Origin of the sequence: Dyadobacter jiangsuensis (assembly GCF_003014695.1) — a bacterium.
GTDB lineage: Bacteria > Bacteroidota > Bacteroidia > Cytophagales > Spirosomataceae > Dyadobacter > Dyadobacter jiangsuensis.
On record NZ_PYAS01000002.1, the window covers coordinates 72,208 to 85,660 of the forward strand.

A 13,453-nucleotide genomic window follows, 5' to 3' on the forward strand; every position below is an offset into this window, starting at 1 on the left:
TTGTCATAGGGTAACCGCAATACCAACGAACAGGGATTTTGTCAGAATACTTTAAAAATATATCCGACGGCATCAGCACGACCCTCACGGGCATGCGGCTGACGTTACGGCACCTCTGGAATGCACGTAAGAGCCGTAGACCTGCGGATATTCGTTCGTCCAGCTTTTATGACCAGCAGGATGGGATCGTCACGATCCAGTATCCGCTGGAAACTATTCCCATTCCCGACAATGGGAGGTATCGTTTGCATAATGAGATGGACGACTGCATTGTTTGCGACAAATGCGCGAAAGTCTGTCCGGTAGATTGTATCGATATCGAGCCAATTAAAGCAGTGGAAGATGTGGGACGAGCCTCCGATGGCTCGCCGATCCGCCTGTACGCAGCCAAATTCGATATCGATATGGCCAAATGCTGCTATTGTGGCCTTTGTACGACGGTCTGTCCTACGGAATGTCTTACAATGACCAAGACTTTCGATTACAGCGAGCTCGATGTGCGGGATATGGTTTACAATTATTCCAACCTCACTGCCGAGCAGGCCGACGAAAAGCGTATGCTGCTGGAACAGTTCCAGAAGGAAAAAGAAGCTTTGAAAGCGGCCAAGGCTGCTCCTGCGGCAACACCGGCTACCGCTTCTGCGGGTACGCCTGCTCCTGCCCGCCCGGTTTTCAAACCAACGGCCAAGCCAAAGCCAACCGAAGAGTCCGTTACCAAAAATACGGACATGGATGCCGCCGAACCTGCGTCTACTCCGGCTCCGAAACCGGCGTTCAAGCCGCTGATGAAGCCGAAGAAAGTCGAGGACAATCCACCTGCACAAGAGCCTGCACCGGAAGCGACGCCAACTGAAAAGCCGGTGGCTGCCAAGCCAGTATTCCGCCCGACTTTGAAACCGAAGGTTGTTTCTGACGAGAATGTGGATAAACCTGTTTCTGAAATGCCTGCGGAGCCGGTTGAAAAGCCTGTTGCCAAAGCGCCGTTCCGTCCAACGATGAAACCGAAGGTAGCTACGGAGGAGAATGTGGATAAACCTGTTGCTGAAACACCTGCGGAGCCGATTGAAAAGCCTGCGGCCAAAGCGCCGTTCCGTCCAACGATGAAACCAAAGGTAGTCACGGAGGAGAATGTGGATAAACCTGTTGCCGAAACACCTGCGGACCCAGTTGAAAAGCCTGCGGCCAAAGCGCCGTTCCGTCCGACAATGAAACCAAAAGTTGTTTCGGAAGAGAATGTAGAGAAATCTGCTGCCGAAACACCAGCGGAGCCAGTTGAAAAGCCTGCGGCCAAGACACCGTTCCGTCCGACCATGAAACCGAAGGTCGTCTCTGATGAAAATGCAGAGAAGCCAGCGGTTGAAACGCCAGCGGAGCCGGTCGAAAAGCCAGTTGCTGCCAAACCCGCATTCCGGCCAACGATGAAACCTAAACCCAAAGAATAGGCGCGCATGGAAGCAATTATATTCTATATTTTTTCCGCACTAACGCTCGCTGCCGGGCTATTCATACTTTTCTCCAAAAACCTCATTTACGGAGCATTCGCGCTGTTTCTTGCATTCCTGGGCGTAGCTGCGTTGTATGTGCTCGCAGGCGCGGACTTTCTGGCCGTTTCGCAGATTATGATCTATGTCGGAGGGATTCTGGTGTTGCTTATATTCGGAATCATGCTCACCCAGAAGAAGAAAAAAAGCGACGACTCCACGCGCCATAATCGCGTCGAAGTGCCTACTACCCGGAAAATCTGGGGCTTTTTAACAGGTATCGGGCTCTTCGGATTGCTGCTGAAAGTCATTCTTTCTTCGGATTTCAGGATGTCCGGCGAGGAAATGAGTACGAAATCGACGATCAAGACGATTGGTGTGGAGCTTATGACGAGCCATTTGTTGCCTTTCGAAATAGCCGCTATCCTTTTGTTGGTTGCGCTTATCGGCGCCGCTTACCTCGCATTAAACCGAAACCCCTCCGCATGACGACGATACCTGTACAATATTATCTGGTCGTTGCAGCTGCATTGTTTTGCATTGGACTGGCAATTTCCATTACCAAGCGGCATTTTATCGGTATGTTGCTCGGAATCGAGTTGATGCTAAATGCGGTCAATATCAATTTGGTGGCATTTGGCAGGCACGATCCGGAACGTTTGAGTGGTCAGCTTTTTGCATTGTTCGTGATTGTCGTGGCAGCGGCCGAAGTGACGGTGGCGCTCGCGATCATTCTGCGCGTATATGGCCGTTTCAAAACGGTTGATCCCGATCAAGTAAATGAATTGAAGCAATGAACTGGATCTTCCTGATCTTCGCTTTTCTGATCGGTATCAGCAATGCCGTACAATCGGGCGTGAATACGCAGCTCCGCGAGTCGATCAATAACCCTATTCTCGCGGCGATGACTTCCTTTTTCGTGGGATTAATGGTCCTGACGATCGCATTTGCCTGCTTTAACCAAAATCCCGTTCCTTCCCTGGCCGATCTCAAACAGGTTTCGTGGACGCGCTTTACGGGCGGAGTACTGGGTGCATTCTACGTGATTACGGTCATTTTTATCGTCCGCAATATCGGCCCGGCGAATATGATGTGCCTTGTGATTGCCGGCCAGATGGTGACGGTCATGACAATCGATCATTTTGGTTTACAGGGATTTGCCGTTCACCACATGAACCTGCCGCGCATTTTGGGCACAATCCTGCTTGTGGGCGGAGTTTATCTTATTCTTAAAAATTAGGACACAAAAAAACAGCAACCCTCGCGGATTGCTGCTCTGGATGCTTTCAGGAAGCCTCAGGGGATTTTGTTGAAAATAAACAGATCCACGAAGCTCCACTTATCATTTTCTTTCTTCCCGCGCTGGATAACCAGTTGAGTTGGTGAGCGTCTCTCATAAATGATCCGTACCGACGCGTCGTCTTTTTCAAACAAAGCCTGGTTCTTCTTCGCTTCGATGAATTTGTAGCGGTCGGCTACTTCTTTTTCTTCCAGCGAGATCATTCCCGGTTTGAAATGCTTCACCATCGCCACAGGGCCATTGTCTGTCTGTTCGAAGGCAAAGATCTCATAAAGAGCAGGCTTGTCGTCTTTAATCATGCGGATGAAACCGACGATGTTATTGCCTTTGGGAGCCGTCCAGGACGCTTCGATCGGCCCGCCATTGTAAGTACCGAGCCAGCGGCCATCCAGGAACGCGATGTCGTTCAGGGTGCCCTGCGCCTGAGCAAATGTAGCTGTCAGTACAAGCGCAAATGCCAGACAAGCCTTCTTAATTGTGTTGAATTGGGTCATTGAGATTTAGGTTGTGAATTGAGGCAGCAAATTAATAGAAATGTTAATTCCGTCAACGTACTGACTGTATTTAGCTAAATTGCGTCAGTACATTGACGGAATTTAGCTAAATAACTCAAAAAAATAGCCGGCTCGTTTCCAAGCCGGCTATCCTCACTTAAAATTCTATGATCAATATGCCCTTTCCAATTTCCCCTCGTAAGAGTTGGTAAAGGCTTTGTTTACCACTTTATTTCCGCCTTGTGTCGGATAGTTTCCGGTGAAATACCAGTCACCGAGGTGGCCTGGGCAGGCTTTGTGCAGGTTTTCAACGGTTTGGAAGACCACAGATAGCTCTGCATTCAAGCCCTTAGGGCGGACAATTTCTGCTATTTTCTGAGAAATCTCTTCGTCTGTGAATGGTTCGTAAAGCGCCTTCACATAATTGGTATGATACGGGTTCTTCGTGGCGAGTGCTGTTACACTTTGGGTGTAGGCATCTTCCAGCAAATACTCCATATCGCGCTCTTCAAGCAATTTCAGCACTGCACGGTAGGCAACGAAGTCCTTCATCCTCGACATATCGATGCCGTAGCAATCCGGGAAACGAATCTGTGGAGCAGACGACACTACTACAATTTTCTTCGGTTTTAGACGGTCGAGCATTGTCAGAATGCTCTTCTCCAATGTGGTACCGCGTACAATCGAGTCGTCGATGATCACGACGGTATCCACATTCTTGCGGACCACTTCAAAAGTAGTGTCGTAAACGCTCGAAACCATATCGTCGCGCAGGGCGTCGGCGGTAATGAACGTGCGCGATTTCACGTCTTTCGTTACTAGCTTCTCGATCCTCGGGCGGAACGAAAGCACTTTTTCAAGGTCGGCTTCAAAAAGAATACCTTCCATGATAGCCTGCTTGCGTTTTTTGGCCAGATATTCTTCCAGACCTTCGATCATACCCAGGAATGCTGTTTCAGCGGTGTTCGGGATGTACGAGAATATCGTGTTTTCGAGGTCGTAATTAACTTCTTTGAGAATTTGAGGGATCAGCAGTTTACCCAGCTGTTTCCGCTCATTGTAAATATCGGGATCAGTGCCACGCGAGAAGTAAATGCGCTCGAAACTGCATGAACGTTTTTCAAGACGAGGCAGGATCGGGAACTCATTATATTCACCGTTTTTGTCGACGATCAGTGCAGAACCTGGCGTGATTTCAGTGATCTGATCGTAGTCAACATTGAACGCAGCTTTAATAGCCTGCTTTTCAGAAGCTACTACAACTACTTCATCGTCAGCATAATAGAATGCCGGGCGAATACCCGCCGGGTCGCGAATCACGAAGGACGCGCCGTAGCCGGTGAGGCCGCACATGGCGTAGCCACCATCGAAGTCCCGGCACGAGCGGTATAGCAACCGGGGGAGGTCGATATTGTCTTCAATGACGTCGGACAACGTCGGATTTTCGTAAATTCCTTTGAAACGCTCGAACACCCGCTGGTTTTCTTCATCCAGGAAATGTCCAATTTTTTCCATTACCGTTACGGTGTCGACTTTTTCTTTCGGGTGCTGGCCGAGTGAAACCAGTTTGCCAAAAAGCTCATCCACATTGGTCATGTTGAAGTTTCCCGCCATCACCAGATTACGGCTCCGCCAGTTACTTTGGCGCAGCATCGGGTGGCAGTTTTCCACTTCATTGGAGCCATGGGTACCGTAACGAAGATGTCCCAGCCATACTTCTCCAGTAAATGCGAGGTTTTCCTGCAACCATTTCGCGTCGTTGACGTGGTCCCGGTTGTTTTTGAGGCCCTTGCGGAATTTTTTGTGAATTTTGGAGAAAATATCCGTAAGTGGCTGAGGTTCTACGGATCTGTATCGGCTGATATATCGTTTCCCGGGCGGGACGTCGATCTTGATATTGGCTACTCCGGCTCCATCCTGGCCCCGGTTGACCTGTTTTTCCATCATGACCGAAAGCTTATGCACTGCGTACAGCGGCGTTTCGTACTTGTCGATGTAGTATTGATAAGGCTTTCTAAGACGGATAAGTGCTATGCCGCACTCATGCTTAATGGCGTCGCTCATAAGAAGAGTAATGCTTTTAGAGATATTGGTGTTTGCTGGTATGCAAAGCGTATTCCCTGAATATTAGCCTAACGAATTTCGATTCTCGTTTAGTTCGTTATTTCTTACAAAGGTACAAATCCTTTGGCTTAAAAAACTCCAAAATTGCCTGATTTTTCATACTCCTTTCCGTCGGTTTAAACCGACGGCCTTAGATATGGCATATTGTTGCCAAAATCGGCATGTCGCTCAATCCATTCCCGGCAGTTTTAACTGACGGATCAACAATTATAGTAGATTCACTGTAAAAGAAAGATAACTATTTTTGATCAGATCGATATTAAAATTTCATATGCTTCACAAAACCCGCGGTATCGCGTTGAGCTACATCCGGTACAAGGAATCTTCCATTATTGCCAAGATTTATACGGAAGCCTTTGGTATCCAGACTTATATCGTCAACGGAGTGCGAAGCAGTAAGTCCAAAACCAACCGGATCGCCTTCTTTCAGCCGCTTACCTTGCTGGACCTGGTGGTGTACCATAAGAACAAGGAGGATACGATTCACCGCATTTCCGAGATCAAGTGTTATGCGCCATTCTTTTCTATACCTTTTGATGTAATAAAATCGGGCCTGGCGCTTTTTATGACCGAAATGCTCGGTAAAACTTTGCGCGAAGAAGAGAACAACGAGCCATTGTTCCACTTTATTGAGCAATCGGTGATCTATCTCGATGAAGCCGAAGCTGGTTTTGAAAACTTTCACATCCAGTTTCTGATGCAATTGGCGCATTACCTGGGATTTGGTGTGGAGACGACCGATGATCTTGAAAATGAGTTGAAAGACAATCATTTCCCGCACCAACCCGACACACAAGAGCACGAGGCTATGGTGCAAATGCTGGAAAATGGCTACGGTTTGTCCATCCCGCTGGACAGACAACGGCGGATAAATATCCTCGAAAAGATGATTTTCTTTTACAAAATTCACATGGAAGGGCTAGGGGAGATCAAGTCACTGGACGTTTTGAGGGAAGTTTTGCGTTGAAAATTGCTTCCGGCCTAAATTGGCATAATTTTGATAACGTATATGGTAACTCCACCAAAACCGAATGCAATGAAACATATACTGACGACCGCCTTTTCACTCATTTGTTTTTTCTCCCTTGCGCAGGTACCGAAAGGTGCATGGAAATCGCAGGAGCCTACCGGTAGCGCTTCAACACTTATTGTAGCGGATAATTATATGGTTATCGCATCTTATAGTATCGGTAACAAGTATTTTGAAAGAACCGAGGGTGGGCCATTCACAATGAACGGAGATAAAATGACCTATACCCCGGAGTTCAATTCGGCGGATACGGCTAAAATCGGTATTCCCATAGAGTTTACCGTCACAGTGAAGGACGACATCCTGACGTTGCGTTATGAAGAAGCGATGGTTTGGATGCGTGTCGACGATGCTACCAGCAACGCCCCAATGGCCGGAGCATGGCATATTACCGAACGGGATAACGGGCAGGGTACGCTCGTTAAAATACATCAGGAGGGAACGCGTAAAACACTTAAATTGCTCTCAAAGACGCGCTTCCAATGGTTTGCCATCGATCCGGGAGTGAAAAAATTCTATGCGACAGGCGGTGGTACCTATACAGCCAAAGACGGTAAGTATACCGAAAACATCCAATTTTTCTCGAAAGACAATAACCGTGTAGGTTCTTCGCTGAAATTTGATTTCAAGCTCGATAATGGTCGTTGGGACCATAGCGGAAAGAGCAGCGATGGGAAGCCCGTTCACGAGATCTGGGAAAAAATTCCCTGATATTCATTCGATCACCTCGGCGTTTTTCAGGATGTAGTTAAGGTGGTCGACGTCATTCGTGTTGAGCGCCAGCCTACCGCGGACAGTTAACACCTCGTCTGTCCGGAAGTGCTGTTTTTTCTTCCTGAATTGCAATTCGATGATGGATTCGGGCCCGGCTCCGCCACAGAAGAAACAGGCTGCCATTGGTTTCGCGGAAATCACGTAGATATTGTCGTTTTCGTCCACCGGGATCATGTAGCCGCGGATACTGACTTCTTTATCGTGTAATACGTTTACCGAAGGCCCGAAGGTGGGGTATAGGAAGTACATACTTAGTTCCTTATTGAGTTTTCTGGTAAACCGCACGTCGGTCAGGCGTTTCCAGGTAATGGGCAATGGCTCTGCACGAAATGTGAAGGCCAGTAGCGGAATGAGCAGGATCGCGATTCTTTTCATTTTCCCAGGCTGTTCAACTTTGCAATGGCTTGCCTCAGTTCAACAATGGCTTCCATGGATTGCCGCTGGTAGTCGAGCATAGATTCGTCCGTCATAGGCGGCGCGGATTTGTGCGAGTGTGGACCATGTGCGTGGTCATGTGCATGTGCGAAGCCCGGTACTTCGATCGTATTTTCTTCCCAGACTTCGATTAGGTTTTTCAGACTATCGAGCTGCGATTTTGCCAAATCGTCTTTTGCCCGTACAGAGAGGCTGTCCAGTTGTTGTTCGAGTTGTCCGGATATTTTCATGGCTTCGAGATGCAAACGGTTCGCTTCGATGAGGTCGGGGCTCTTTTCATTTCGCCGGGAGCACGAAGGTGCCCCGAGGACAAGAATTAGCGCGAGAGTTGAATAGGCGGCAGTCATACGGTATGGAACTTCATTAAATGCAACAATGTTGCAAAAATGAATTAAATACTTTTAACAAACAATAGCCTTGCCTATTTCTTCCAGTCATGCGAAGCTTTTATTCTCTGTCTTTCAGCTTACTAATTACCTTTCTGCATATTGGTTGCTGCCTTTTGCCGCTGCTCTCGATTGCATCGCTACCGTTGTTCAACACCAGTTTCCTGATAACCCACCAACCCGTTTTTACCATTCTGCAATCCATACTTTTTATATGGCTCACTGTCCGGCTATGGGCTTTTTACTTTTGGGGTAGAAGCTTTCACAGCCGCACCGAAGCATTATCCTACCTGCTTGGCTGGTTTATCGCATTGTTGGGGCTGGTTATCAATCGATGGGAGCCATTCAAAACCGAAGAACAGGTAATGGCGGCGCAGCACTTTGAACGTTTCAAATCCCAAAGGCAACTTCAGATTGAGCTGAACAGCCGGGATGATGCACAGGAACTAATGGCCGATCTGCGGGCGATCGACGGGGTGAGAAAAGGAAGCATTACCCTCGAATCGAAATCGGTGAGGCTTTCCTATCATAAAGGCAAGATCTCCCCCGAGCAGATTTTGGCTGTTTTACGAAGCAAGGGACATTTGAAGTGACCCAAAATGTCCATTCAGTTATTTAGATTTATTCAAAACAATTTTGGCAAAACATTTGAATCATTCTAAATAGGTAATATATTTGCCTCAGTTTTAACGGCAATGTGAATGAGCGCTTGTACAATTAGTGATTACAATGTGGGGTCGGAGCAGGGGTGTTTCTGGATGAAAAGCTTCGAAGACAGCACCGACTGCGTGTTTAAGAAGTGTTGTGAGAAATACAAAAAGAAGGGCAAGCATTGTAAAAAGTGCCCTAAGAAGTAGCATCGCTGTTACTCTTTTTGACTAGTAATACAGTTCATGGTGAATAATTGTAAGAGAGGGAGTGCCGCCTGAGCGTTCCCTTTTCTATGCTGGAGACATTTCAGATCTTCCGCTTCAACTCAAAATTCTGGCCCAGGTAAACGCGTCTTACAACCTCGTCCTCCGCGAGTTCTTCGGCGGTGCCCTGTTTCAATATCTTTCCTTCGAATAGCAAATAGGCCCGGTCGGTAATTGACAGAGTTTCGTTCACGTTGTGGTCGGTGATGAGAATACCGATATTCTTGTGTTTCAGCTTGGCCACAATGCTTTGAATGTCCTCTACGGCAATAGGGTCAACACCGGCGAAGGGCTCATCGAGCAGAATGAACTTCGGATCGACGGCGAGTGACCTTGCAATTTCCGTCCGGCGGCGTTCGCCACCCGATAATACCATCCCTTTGCTCTTGCGTACGTGCCCGAGGTGAAATTCCTCGATTAACTCCTCCACTTTTCGTTTCTGATCGGCCTTAGGGAGATCGGTCATTTCCAGAACCGCTTTAATATTCTCTTCGACGGTCAGTGTCCGGAAAACGGAGGCTTCCTGCGCAAGGTATCCGAGCCCGAGGCGCGCACGCTTGTACATGGGCAGGTCGGTAATGTCCTTGTCGTCAAGGTAGACCTTGCCGCTGTTGGGCTTTACCAAACCAACGGCCATATAAAAGGAAGTGGTTTTACCGGCACCATTCGGCCCAAGCAATCCTACGATTTCGCCCTGCTCAACCTGGTAGCTTACATTATTATTAACAAGACGAACCCCGTATTTCTTCACGAGGTTTTCGGTTCTTAGTATCATCGTTCGTTTAAGTTCTTCCTCAATGCAGCTTAATGTCTTTCAACGAAAGCTGTAAGGTTTTCTTGTCACGGAAATTGTTCTCTTCGAGGCAATAGCAGATCGAGAACGGCCTACCGTTGACAATATCAGGATAAAAATGCCCCATTCCGAAGCCCACAGCTGTGAAAACCGCCGAGTTATTTTGTTTTACATCAAACTTGATGTGCTTTTCCTTCATCAAAACGGGTCGGCCGACGAGTGTCATATTTCTCGATTCGAAAACCGGCGTCATATTTCCAGGCCCGAAAGGCCCCATCTGCCGAAGAATATTATAGAACTTCGGAGTAATGGTTTCCAGCTCAAGCAGCATATCGACGTTGATCATCGGCACGAGTTGGTCCGGTTGAATGCGGCTGCTTACGATTTCATTGAATCGCATTCTGAATGCCTCTACATTATCGAGGGGCAATGTCAACCCGGCAGCAAATGTATGCCCACCATATTGTTCCAAAAGGTCTGCGCATTCCTCGATCGCCTCGTACACATCGAAACCCGGCACAGAGCGTGCAGAGCCCGCGGCCTTTCCGTGCGATTGCGTGAGAATGATCGTCGGGCGGTGGTATTTTTCAATGCACCGGCTGGCCACGATCCCGATCACGCCTTTGTGCCAGTCTTCCTTATATAATACGGTACTTTTCGCGTTCGAAAACCACTCGTCGTTTTCGATCATGAAAAGCGCCTGTTCGGTAATGCTCGAATCGAAATTCCGGCGTTCGCTGTTGTGTTTGTTGATTTCTTCTGCGAATGCGATTGCTTCTTCCTCGATTTCGGAAAGCAGCAATCGCACAGCCTCTTTCGCGTGCTTGATGCGCCCGGCTGCATTAATACGTGGCCCGAGCCCGAAAACGACATTCGTAATATCCAGCGCGCCGCTGATGCCCGAGATTTGGATCAATGCCTTAATGCCCGTCCGGGGCTGCGCATTCAATCTTTGCAACCCGTAAAATGCCAGAACGCGGTTTTCACCGGTGATAGGAACAATATCAGAGGCAATGCTGACGACCAGCAAATCCAGATAATCGTAAAGCGTTTCCGGGTTGAGGCCTTGTTTAATACAAAATGCCTGCAAAAGTTTGAAACCAACGCCGCAGCCGGTGAGCTCTTTATAAGGATACAAGCAATCCTCGCGCTTCGGATCCAGCACGGCCGCCGCCGGTGGAAGCTCGTCGCCCGGACGGTGGTGGTCACATATAATGAAGTCGATGCCTTTTTCGGCGGCGACGGTTACCTTATCAACGGACTTGACGCCGCAGTCGAGGGTTACTATTAATGTATAACCGTTGGCCTGGGCCCAATCGACGCCTTGCCACGAAACGCCATAGCCTTCTTCGTACCGATCGGGAATGTAATAGTCGAGATTAGGGTAAATCCTTTTAAGAAAACCATAGAACAATGCGACGGAAGTGGTACCGTCCACATCGTAATCGCCGTAAACCAGTATTTTCTCGTTGGTATCGATCGCTTTGATCAAGCGCTCCACGGCCTGCTCCATGTCGGCCATCAGGAACGGATCGTGCAAATGCTTTATGTCGGGGCGGAAAAAATCGCGGGATTGGTCAAAGTCAAGAATGCCGCGCTGAACCAAAAGTGTTGCCAGCGAGGGACTTACTTTCAAGGATTCGGCAAGGCTCTGTGCAATCTGTTCTTGTTCAGAGGTAAAGGGAGGGTAATGTATCCAGCGCTTTTCAATCATAGGGCAAAGATAATCGGAATCCGGAATGCTTGCTGCCAAAATGTGCAATCGGGTGATCGATCGGGAAAAGCTAACCGAAAGGTCTTATCTTTGCAAACTATTAACATATTTTAAGCCCATGCCACGTCTTCTGGCGATTGATTACGGTGCCAAACGCAGCGGAATAGCCGTGACCGACCCGTTGAAAATTATCGCAACCGCGCTCGACACGGTCCCTACGCATCAGCTCACCGATTTTCTCAAAAAATACACATCGGGGGAGGAGGTAGAGGCATTTGTAGTAGGGATGCCCAAGAAGCTCGATAATACCGACAGCGAGAATGCAGCGAGGGTCACAGCTTTTGTAAAGACATTACAAAAAGCATTTCCCGAAATCCCGGTGCATTTGCACGACGAGCGGTTTACTTCTTCGATGGCATTACAATCGATGATCGCCGCGGGGTCGAAGAAAAGCGATCGGCGCGACAAAGGCAATATCGACAAGGTAAGCGCAACCATCATTCTCCAGTCGTTCATGGAAAGCCGGAGGTAGAATTTGTAAGTAGTACATATTATATAGGAAGCAAAAGTTTTAACAAGCATGATTTATCCAATAGTTGCATACGGTGACCCGATCCTGAGAAAGCCAACCCGTTTTATCGAAAAAGATGAGGTGGACCTGAAGAAACTTTCAGAGGATATGTTCGAAACCATGCACGGCGCGAACGGCGTGGGCCTGGCCGCCCCGCAGATTGGTCTGAATATCCGCATTTTCGTGGTCGACGCTACGCCGTTCGCCGAGAGAGATGAGGAAGACGAAGACGATGAGCCGGATTTGTCATTGGCCGATTTCAAGAAAACTTTCATTAATCCCGAAATCCTCGAAGAAACGGGAGAGGAGTGGGCATTTGAAGAAGGCTGCCTGAGCATCCCGGGTATCCGCGGCGACGTGTACCGCCCCGAAACGCTCCGCATCCGCTACCGCGACCTCGACTGGAACGAGCATGAAGAAACCTATTCGGGCATGGCCGCCCGCATTATTCAGCACGAGTATGACCATTTGCTCGGGAAACTGTTCGTGGATTACCTGCCCACGCTCAAAAAGCAGTTCATCAAGAAGAAACTGACCGATATTTCCAAAGGAAACGTGGATGCCGATTACCGCATGCGTTTCCCCAGCCGCAGATAGGTTTCAACCCATATAATATTCGGTCATGCAGGAAAACAAAGAAATTCTTTCCATTGCATTGGTCCAGGCTGATCTGCATTGGGAAAATGTGACTGCCAACCTTGCGACATTTGAGGAAAAGCTGGCTGCATTGCCGGAGGCGGTGGATATGATCGTGCTTCCGGAAATGTTCAATACCGGTTTTACGATGAATACCGCATTGGCCGAGCCGATGAATCTCACGACCACCCGCTGGATGAAGCAGATTGCGAAACAGACGGACGCGTTGGTGGTGGGAAGTTTCGCAGTAAACGAGGGCGGCAGTTTTTTTAACCGCCTCCTTTGCGTACGTCCGGATGGTACTTATGCACAAAGCGATAAGCGGCATCTTTTCACAATGGGAGAGGAGAGTAAGCATTACACCGCCGGCAATGCGCGGCTCACAGTGGAATGGAGAGGCTGGAAATTATGCCCGCTTGTGTGCTATGACCTGCGGTTCCCCGTTTGGAGCCGTAACCAGCAAAGCGATCCTTACGACATCCTATTATATGTAGCCAACTGGCCCACGCGTCGTGCGCACGCGTGGAGCACGCTCTTGCAAGCGCGCGCGATCGAAAACCAATGTTATGTAATAGGCGTCAATCGGATCGGGGCCGATGAGAATGGGCTGGAATACCGGGGAGATTCTGCGGCGCTCGATTACCTGGGCGAACCGACGGCTCTCCTGGGAAGTCATGAGACTGAAAAGATCGTCCATATTTCGAAGGCCGATTTGGCTGCTTACAGGAAGAGTTTCCCCGCGTTGCCGGATGCCGACGATTTTGAAATCCATTGTTGAGGTATAGGACATTGTGTCCTATA

The 13,453-nt window shown here is 48.6% G+C and carries 16 protein-coding genes; 10 read left to right on the forward strand and 6 right to left on the reverse strand.

The features are described from left to right. Positions 1–38 precede the first annotated feature (38 nt). From CLV60_RS03515 to CLV60_RS03530, 4 genes are read left to right on the forward strand one after another with little or no spacing between them, the layout of a single operon-like run. Entirely contained in the window at positions 39–1,442 is a 1,404-nt protein-coding gene (locus tag CLV60_RS03515; RefSeq protein WP_229210798.1) for a 4Fe-4S binding protein, read from the forward strand. 6 nt (positions 1,443–1,448) lie between these two features. After that, positions 1,449–1,970 (forward strand): NADH-quinone oxidoreductase subunit J family protein, encoded by a 522-nt coding sequence (locus tag CLV60_RS03520; RefSeq protein WP_106594029.1) that lies wholly within the window; start codon positions 1,449–1,451, stop codon positions 1,968–1,970. After that, complete coding sequence (gene nuoK, locus CLV60_RS03525) at positions 1,967–2,278, forward strand: NADH-quinone oxidoreductase subunit NuoK (RefSeq protein WP_106594030.1); 312 nt, start codon at positions 1,967–1,969, stop codon at positions 2,276–2,278. Before CLV60_RS03520 ends, nuoK begins: the two co-directional genes overlap by 4 nt. Continuing rightward, complete coding sequence (locus CLV60_RS03530; protein ID WP_106594031.1) at positions 2,275–2,721, forward strand: DMT family transporter; 447 nt, start codon at positions 2,275–2,277, stop codon at positions 2,719–2,721. Before nuoK ends, CLV60_RS03530 begins: the two co-directional genes overlap by 4 nt. Positions 2,722–2,777: 56 nt before the next feature. Here CLV60_RS03530 and CLV60_RS03535 read toward each other — a convergent pair whose 3' ends face one another. Both CLV60_RS03535 and CLV60_RS03540 read right to left on the reverse strand, forming a co-directional pair. Then, a complete protein-coding gene (locus CLV60_RS03535) occupies positions 2,778–3,275 on the reverse strand; it encodes a DUF6265 family protein (protein WP_106594032.1) in 498 nt (165 codons plus the stop codon). 171 nt (positions 3,276–3,446) lie between these two features. Continuing rightward, positions 3,447–5,339 (reverse strand): amidophosphoribosyltransferase, encoded by a 1,893-nt coding sequence (locus CLV60_RS03540; protein ID WP_106594033.1) that lies wholly within the window; start codon positions 5,337–5,339, stop codon positions 3,447–3,449. A 331-nt stretch (positions 5,340–5,670) separates the two neighbouring features. On the opposite strand from CLV60_RS03540, the gene recO reads away from it, so the two are divergent. Together recO and CLV60_RS03550 are read left to right on the forward strand one after the other, a co-directional pair. Then, positions 5,671–6,366 (forward strand): DNA repair protein RecO, encoded by a 696-nt coding sequence (recO, locus tag CLV60_RS03545; protein WP_106594034.1) that lies wholly within the window; start codon positions 5,671–5,673, stop codon positions 6,364–6,366. 69 nt (positions 6,367–6,435) lie between these two features. Then, complete coding sequence (locus CLV60_RS03550; protein ID WP_229210799.1) at positions 6,436–7,140, forward strand: DUF4488 domain-containing protein; 705 nt, start codon at positions 6,436–6,438, stop codon at positions 7,138–7,140. A gap of 3 nt (positions 7,141–7,143) precedes the next feature. Here the strand turns inward: CLV60_RS03550 and CLV60_RS03555 are convergent, their stop codons facing one another. Together CLV60_RS03555 and CLV60_RS03560 are read right to left on the reverse strand one after the other, a co-directional pair. Then, complete coding sequence (locus tag CLV60_RS03555; protein WP_106594036.1) at positions 7,144–7,578, reverse strand: DUF3299 domain-containing protein; 435 nt, start codon at positions 7,576–7,578, stop codon at positions 7,144–7,146. Further along, on the reverse strand, positions 7,575–7,985 hold the full coding sequence (locus CLV60_RS03560) for a hypothetical protein (protein ID WP_106594037.1): 411 nt from the start codon (positions 7,983–7,985) through the stop codon (positions 7,575–7,577). The genes CLV60_RS03555 and CLV60_RS03560 overlap by 4 nt, the downstream gene beginning before the upstream one ends. A gap of 89 nt (positions 7,986–8,074) precedes the next feature. Here CLV60_RS03560 and CLV60_RS03565 point away from each other — a divergent pair, with 89 nt between their 5' ends. Further along, the gene (locus CLV60_RS03565; protein ID WP_106594038.1) at positions 8,075–8,617 is read left to right on the forward strand and encodes a heavy-metal-associated domain-containing protein; all 543 of its coding nucleotides are present in this window, start codon (positions 8,075–8,077) and stop codon (positions 8,615–8,617) included. Between the two features lie 364 nt (positions 8,618–8,981). Here CLV60_RS03565 and lptB read toward each other — a convergent pair whose 3' ends face one another. Continuing rightward, the gene (gene lptB / locus CLV60_RS03570) at positions 8,982–9,713 is read right to left on the reverse strand and encodes an LPS export ABC transporter ATP-binding protein (RefSeq protein WP_106594039.1); all 732 of its coding nucleotides are present in this window, start codon (positions 9,711–9,713) and stop codon (positions 8,982–8,984) included. A gap of 19 nt (positions 9,714–9,732) precedes the next feature. Continuing rightward, positions 9,733–11,445: a single-stranded-DNA-specific exonuclease RecJ gene (recJ, locus tag CLV60_RS03575; RefSeq protein WP_106594475.1), complete on the reverse strand. Its 1,713-nt coding sequence runs from the start codon at positions 11,443–11,445 to the stop codon at positions 9,733–9,735. A 118-nt stretch (positions 11,446–11,563) separates the two neighbouring features. On the opposite strand from recJ, the gene ruvX reads away from it, so the two are divergent. From ruvX to CLV60_RS03590, 3 genes are read left to right on the forward strand one after another with little or no spacing between them, the layout of a single operon-like run. Next, positions 11,564–11,977 carry a Holliday junction resolvase RuvX gene (gene ruvX, locus CLV60_RS03580; RefSeq protein WP_106594040.1) on the forward strand — a complete coding sequence of 138 codons (414 nt, stop codon included), beginning with the start codon at positions 11,564–11,566 and terminating at the stop codon, positions 11,975–11,977. Positions 11,978–12,025: 48 nt separating this feature from the next. Beyond that, positions 12,026–12,613: a peptide deformylase gene (gene def / locus CLV60_RS03585; RefSeq protein ID WP_106594041.1), complete on the forward strand. Its 588-nt coding sequence runs from the start codon at positions 12,026–12,028 to the stop codon at positions 12,611–12,613. Between the two features lie 25 nt (positions 12,614–12,638). Then, positions 12,639–13,430, forward strand: a complete 792-nt coding sequence (locus CLV60_RS03590; RefSeq protein WP_106594042.1) for an amidohydrolase — start codon at positions 12,639–12,641, stop codon at positions 13,428–13,430. The last annotated feature ends 23 nt before the right edge of the window (positions 13,431–13,453 follow it).

Bases quoted from the DNA above. Each gene is read 5' to 3' on its own strand.
- CLV60_RS03555 (WP_106594036.1), bottom strand. From the start codon at position 7,578: ATGAAAAGAATCGCGATCCTGCTCATTCCGCTACTGGCCTTCACATTT.
- lptB (WP_106594039.1), bottom strand. From the start codon at position 9,713: ATGATACTAAGAACCGAAAACCTCGTGAAGAAATACGGGGTTCGTCTT.
- recJ (WP_106594475.1), bottom strand. From the start codon at position 11,445: ATGATTGAAAAGCGCTGGATACATTACCCTCCCTTTACCTCTGAACAA.
- CLV60_RS03550 (WP_229210799.1), top strand. From the start codon at position 6,436: ATGAAACATATACTGACGACCGCCTTTTCACTCATTTGTTTTTTCTCC.
- CLV60_RS03590 (WP_106594042.1), top strand. From the start codon at position 12,639: ATGCAGGAAAACAAAGAAATTCTTTCCATTGCATTGGTCCAGGCTGAT.
- def (WP_106594041.1), top strand. From the start codon at position 12,026: ATGATTTATCCAATAGTTGCATACGGTGACCCGATCCTGAGAAAGCCA.
- ruvX (WP_106594040.1), top strand. From the start codon at position 11,564: ATGCCACGTCTTCTGGCGATTGATTACGGTGCCAAACGCAGCGGAATA.
- CLV60_RS03520 (WP_106594029.1), top strand. From the start codon at position 1,449: ATGGAAGCAATTATATTCTATATTTTTTCCGCACTAACGCTCGCTGCC.
- CLV60_RS03530 (WP_106594031.1), top strand. From the start codon at position 2,275: ATGAACTGGATCTTCCTGATCTTCGCTTTTCTGATCGGTATCAGCAAT.
- CLV60_RS03535 (WP_106594032.1), bottom strand. From the start codon at position 3,275: ATGACCCAATTCAACACAATTAAGAAGGCTTGTCTGGCATTTGCGCTT.
- CLV60_RS03560 (WP_106594037.1), bottom strand. From the start codon at position 7,985: ATGACTGCCGCCTATTCAACTCTCGCGCTAATTCTTGTCCTCGGGGCA.
- CLV60_RS03540 (WP_106594033.1), bottom strand. From the start codon at position 5,339: ATGAGCGACGCCATTAAGCATGAGTGCGGCATAGCACTTATCCGTCTT.
- CLV60_RS03565 (WP_106594038.1), top strand. From the start codon at position 8,075: ATGCGAAGCTTTTATTCTCTGTCTTTCAGCTTACTAATTACCTTTCTG.
- nuoK (WP_106594030.1), top strand. From the start codon at position 1,967: ATGACGACGATACCTGTACAATATTATCTGGTCGTTGCAGCTGCATTG.
- recO (WP_106594034.1), top strand. From the start codon at position 5,671: ATGCTTCACAAAACCCGCGGTATCGCGTTGAGCTACATCCGGTACAAG.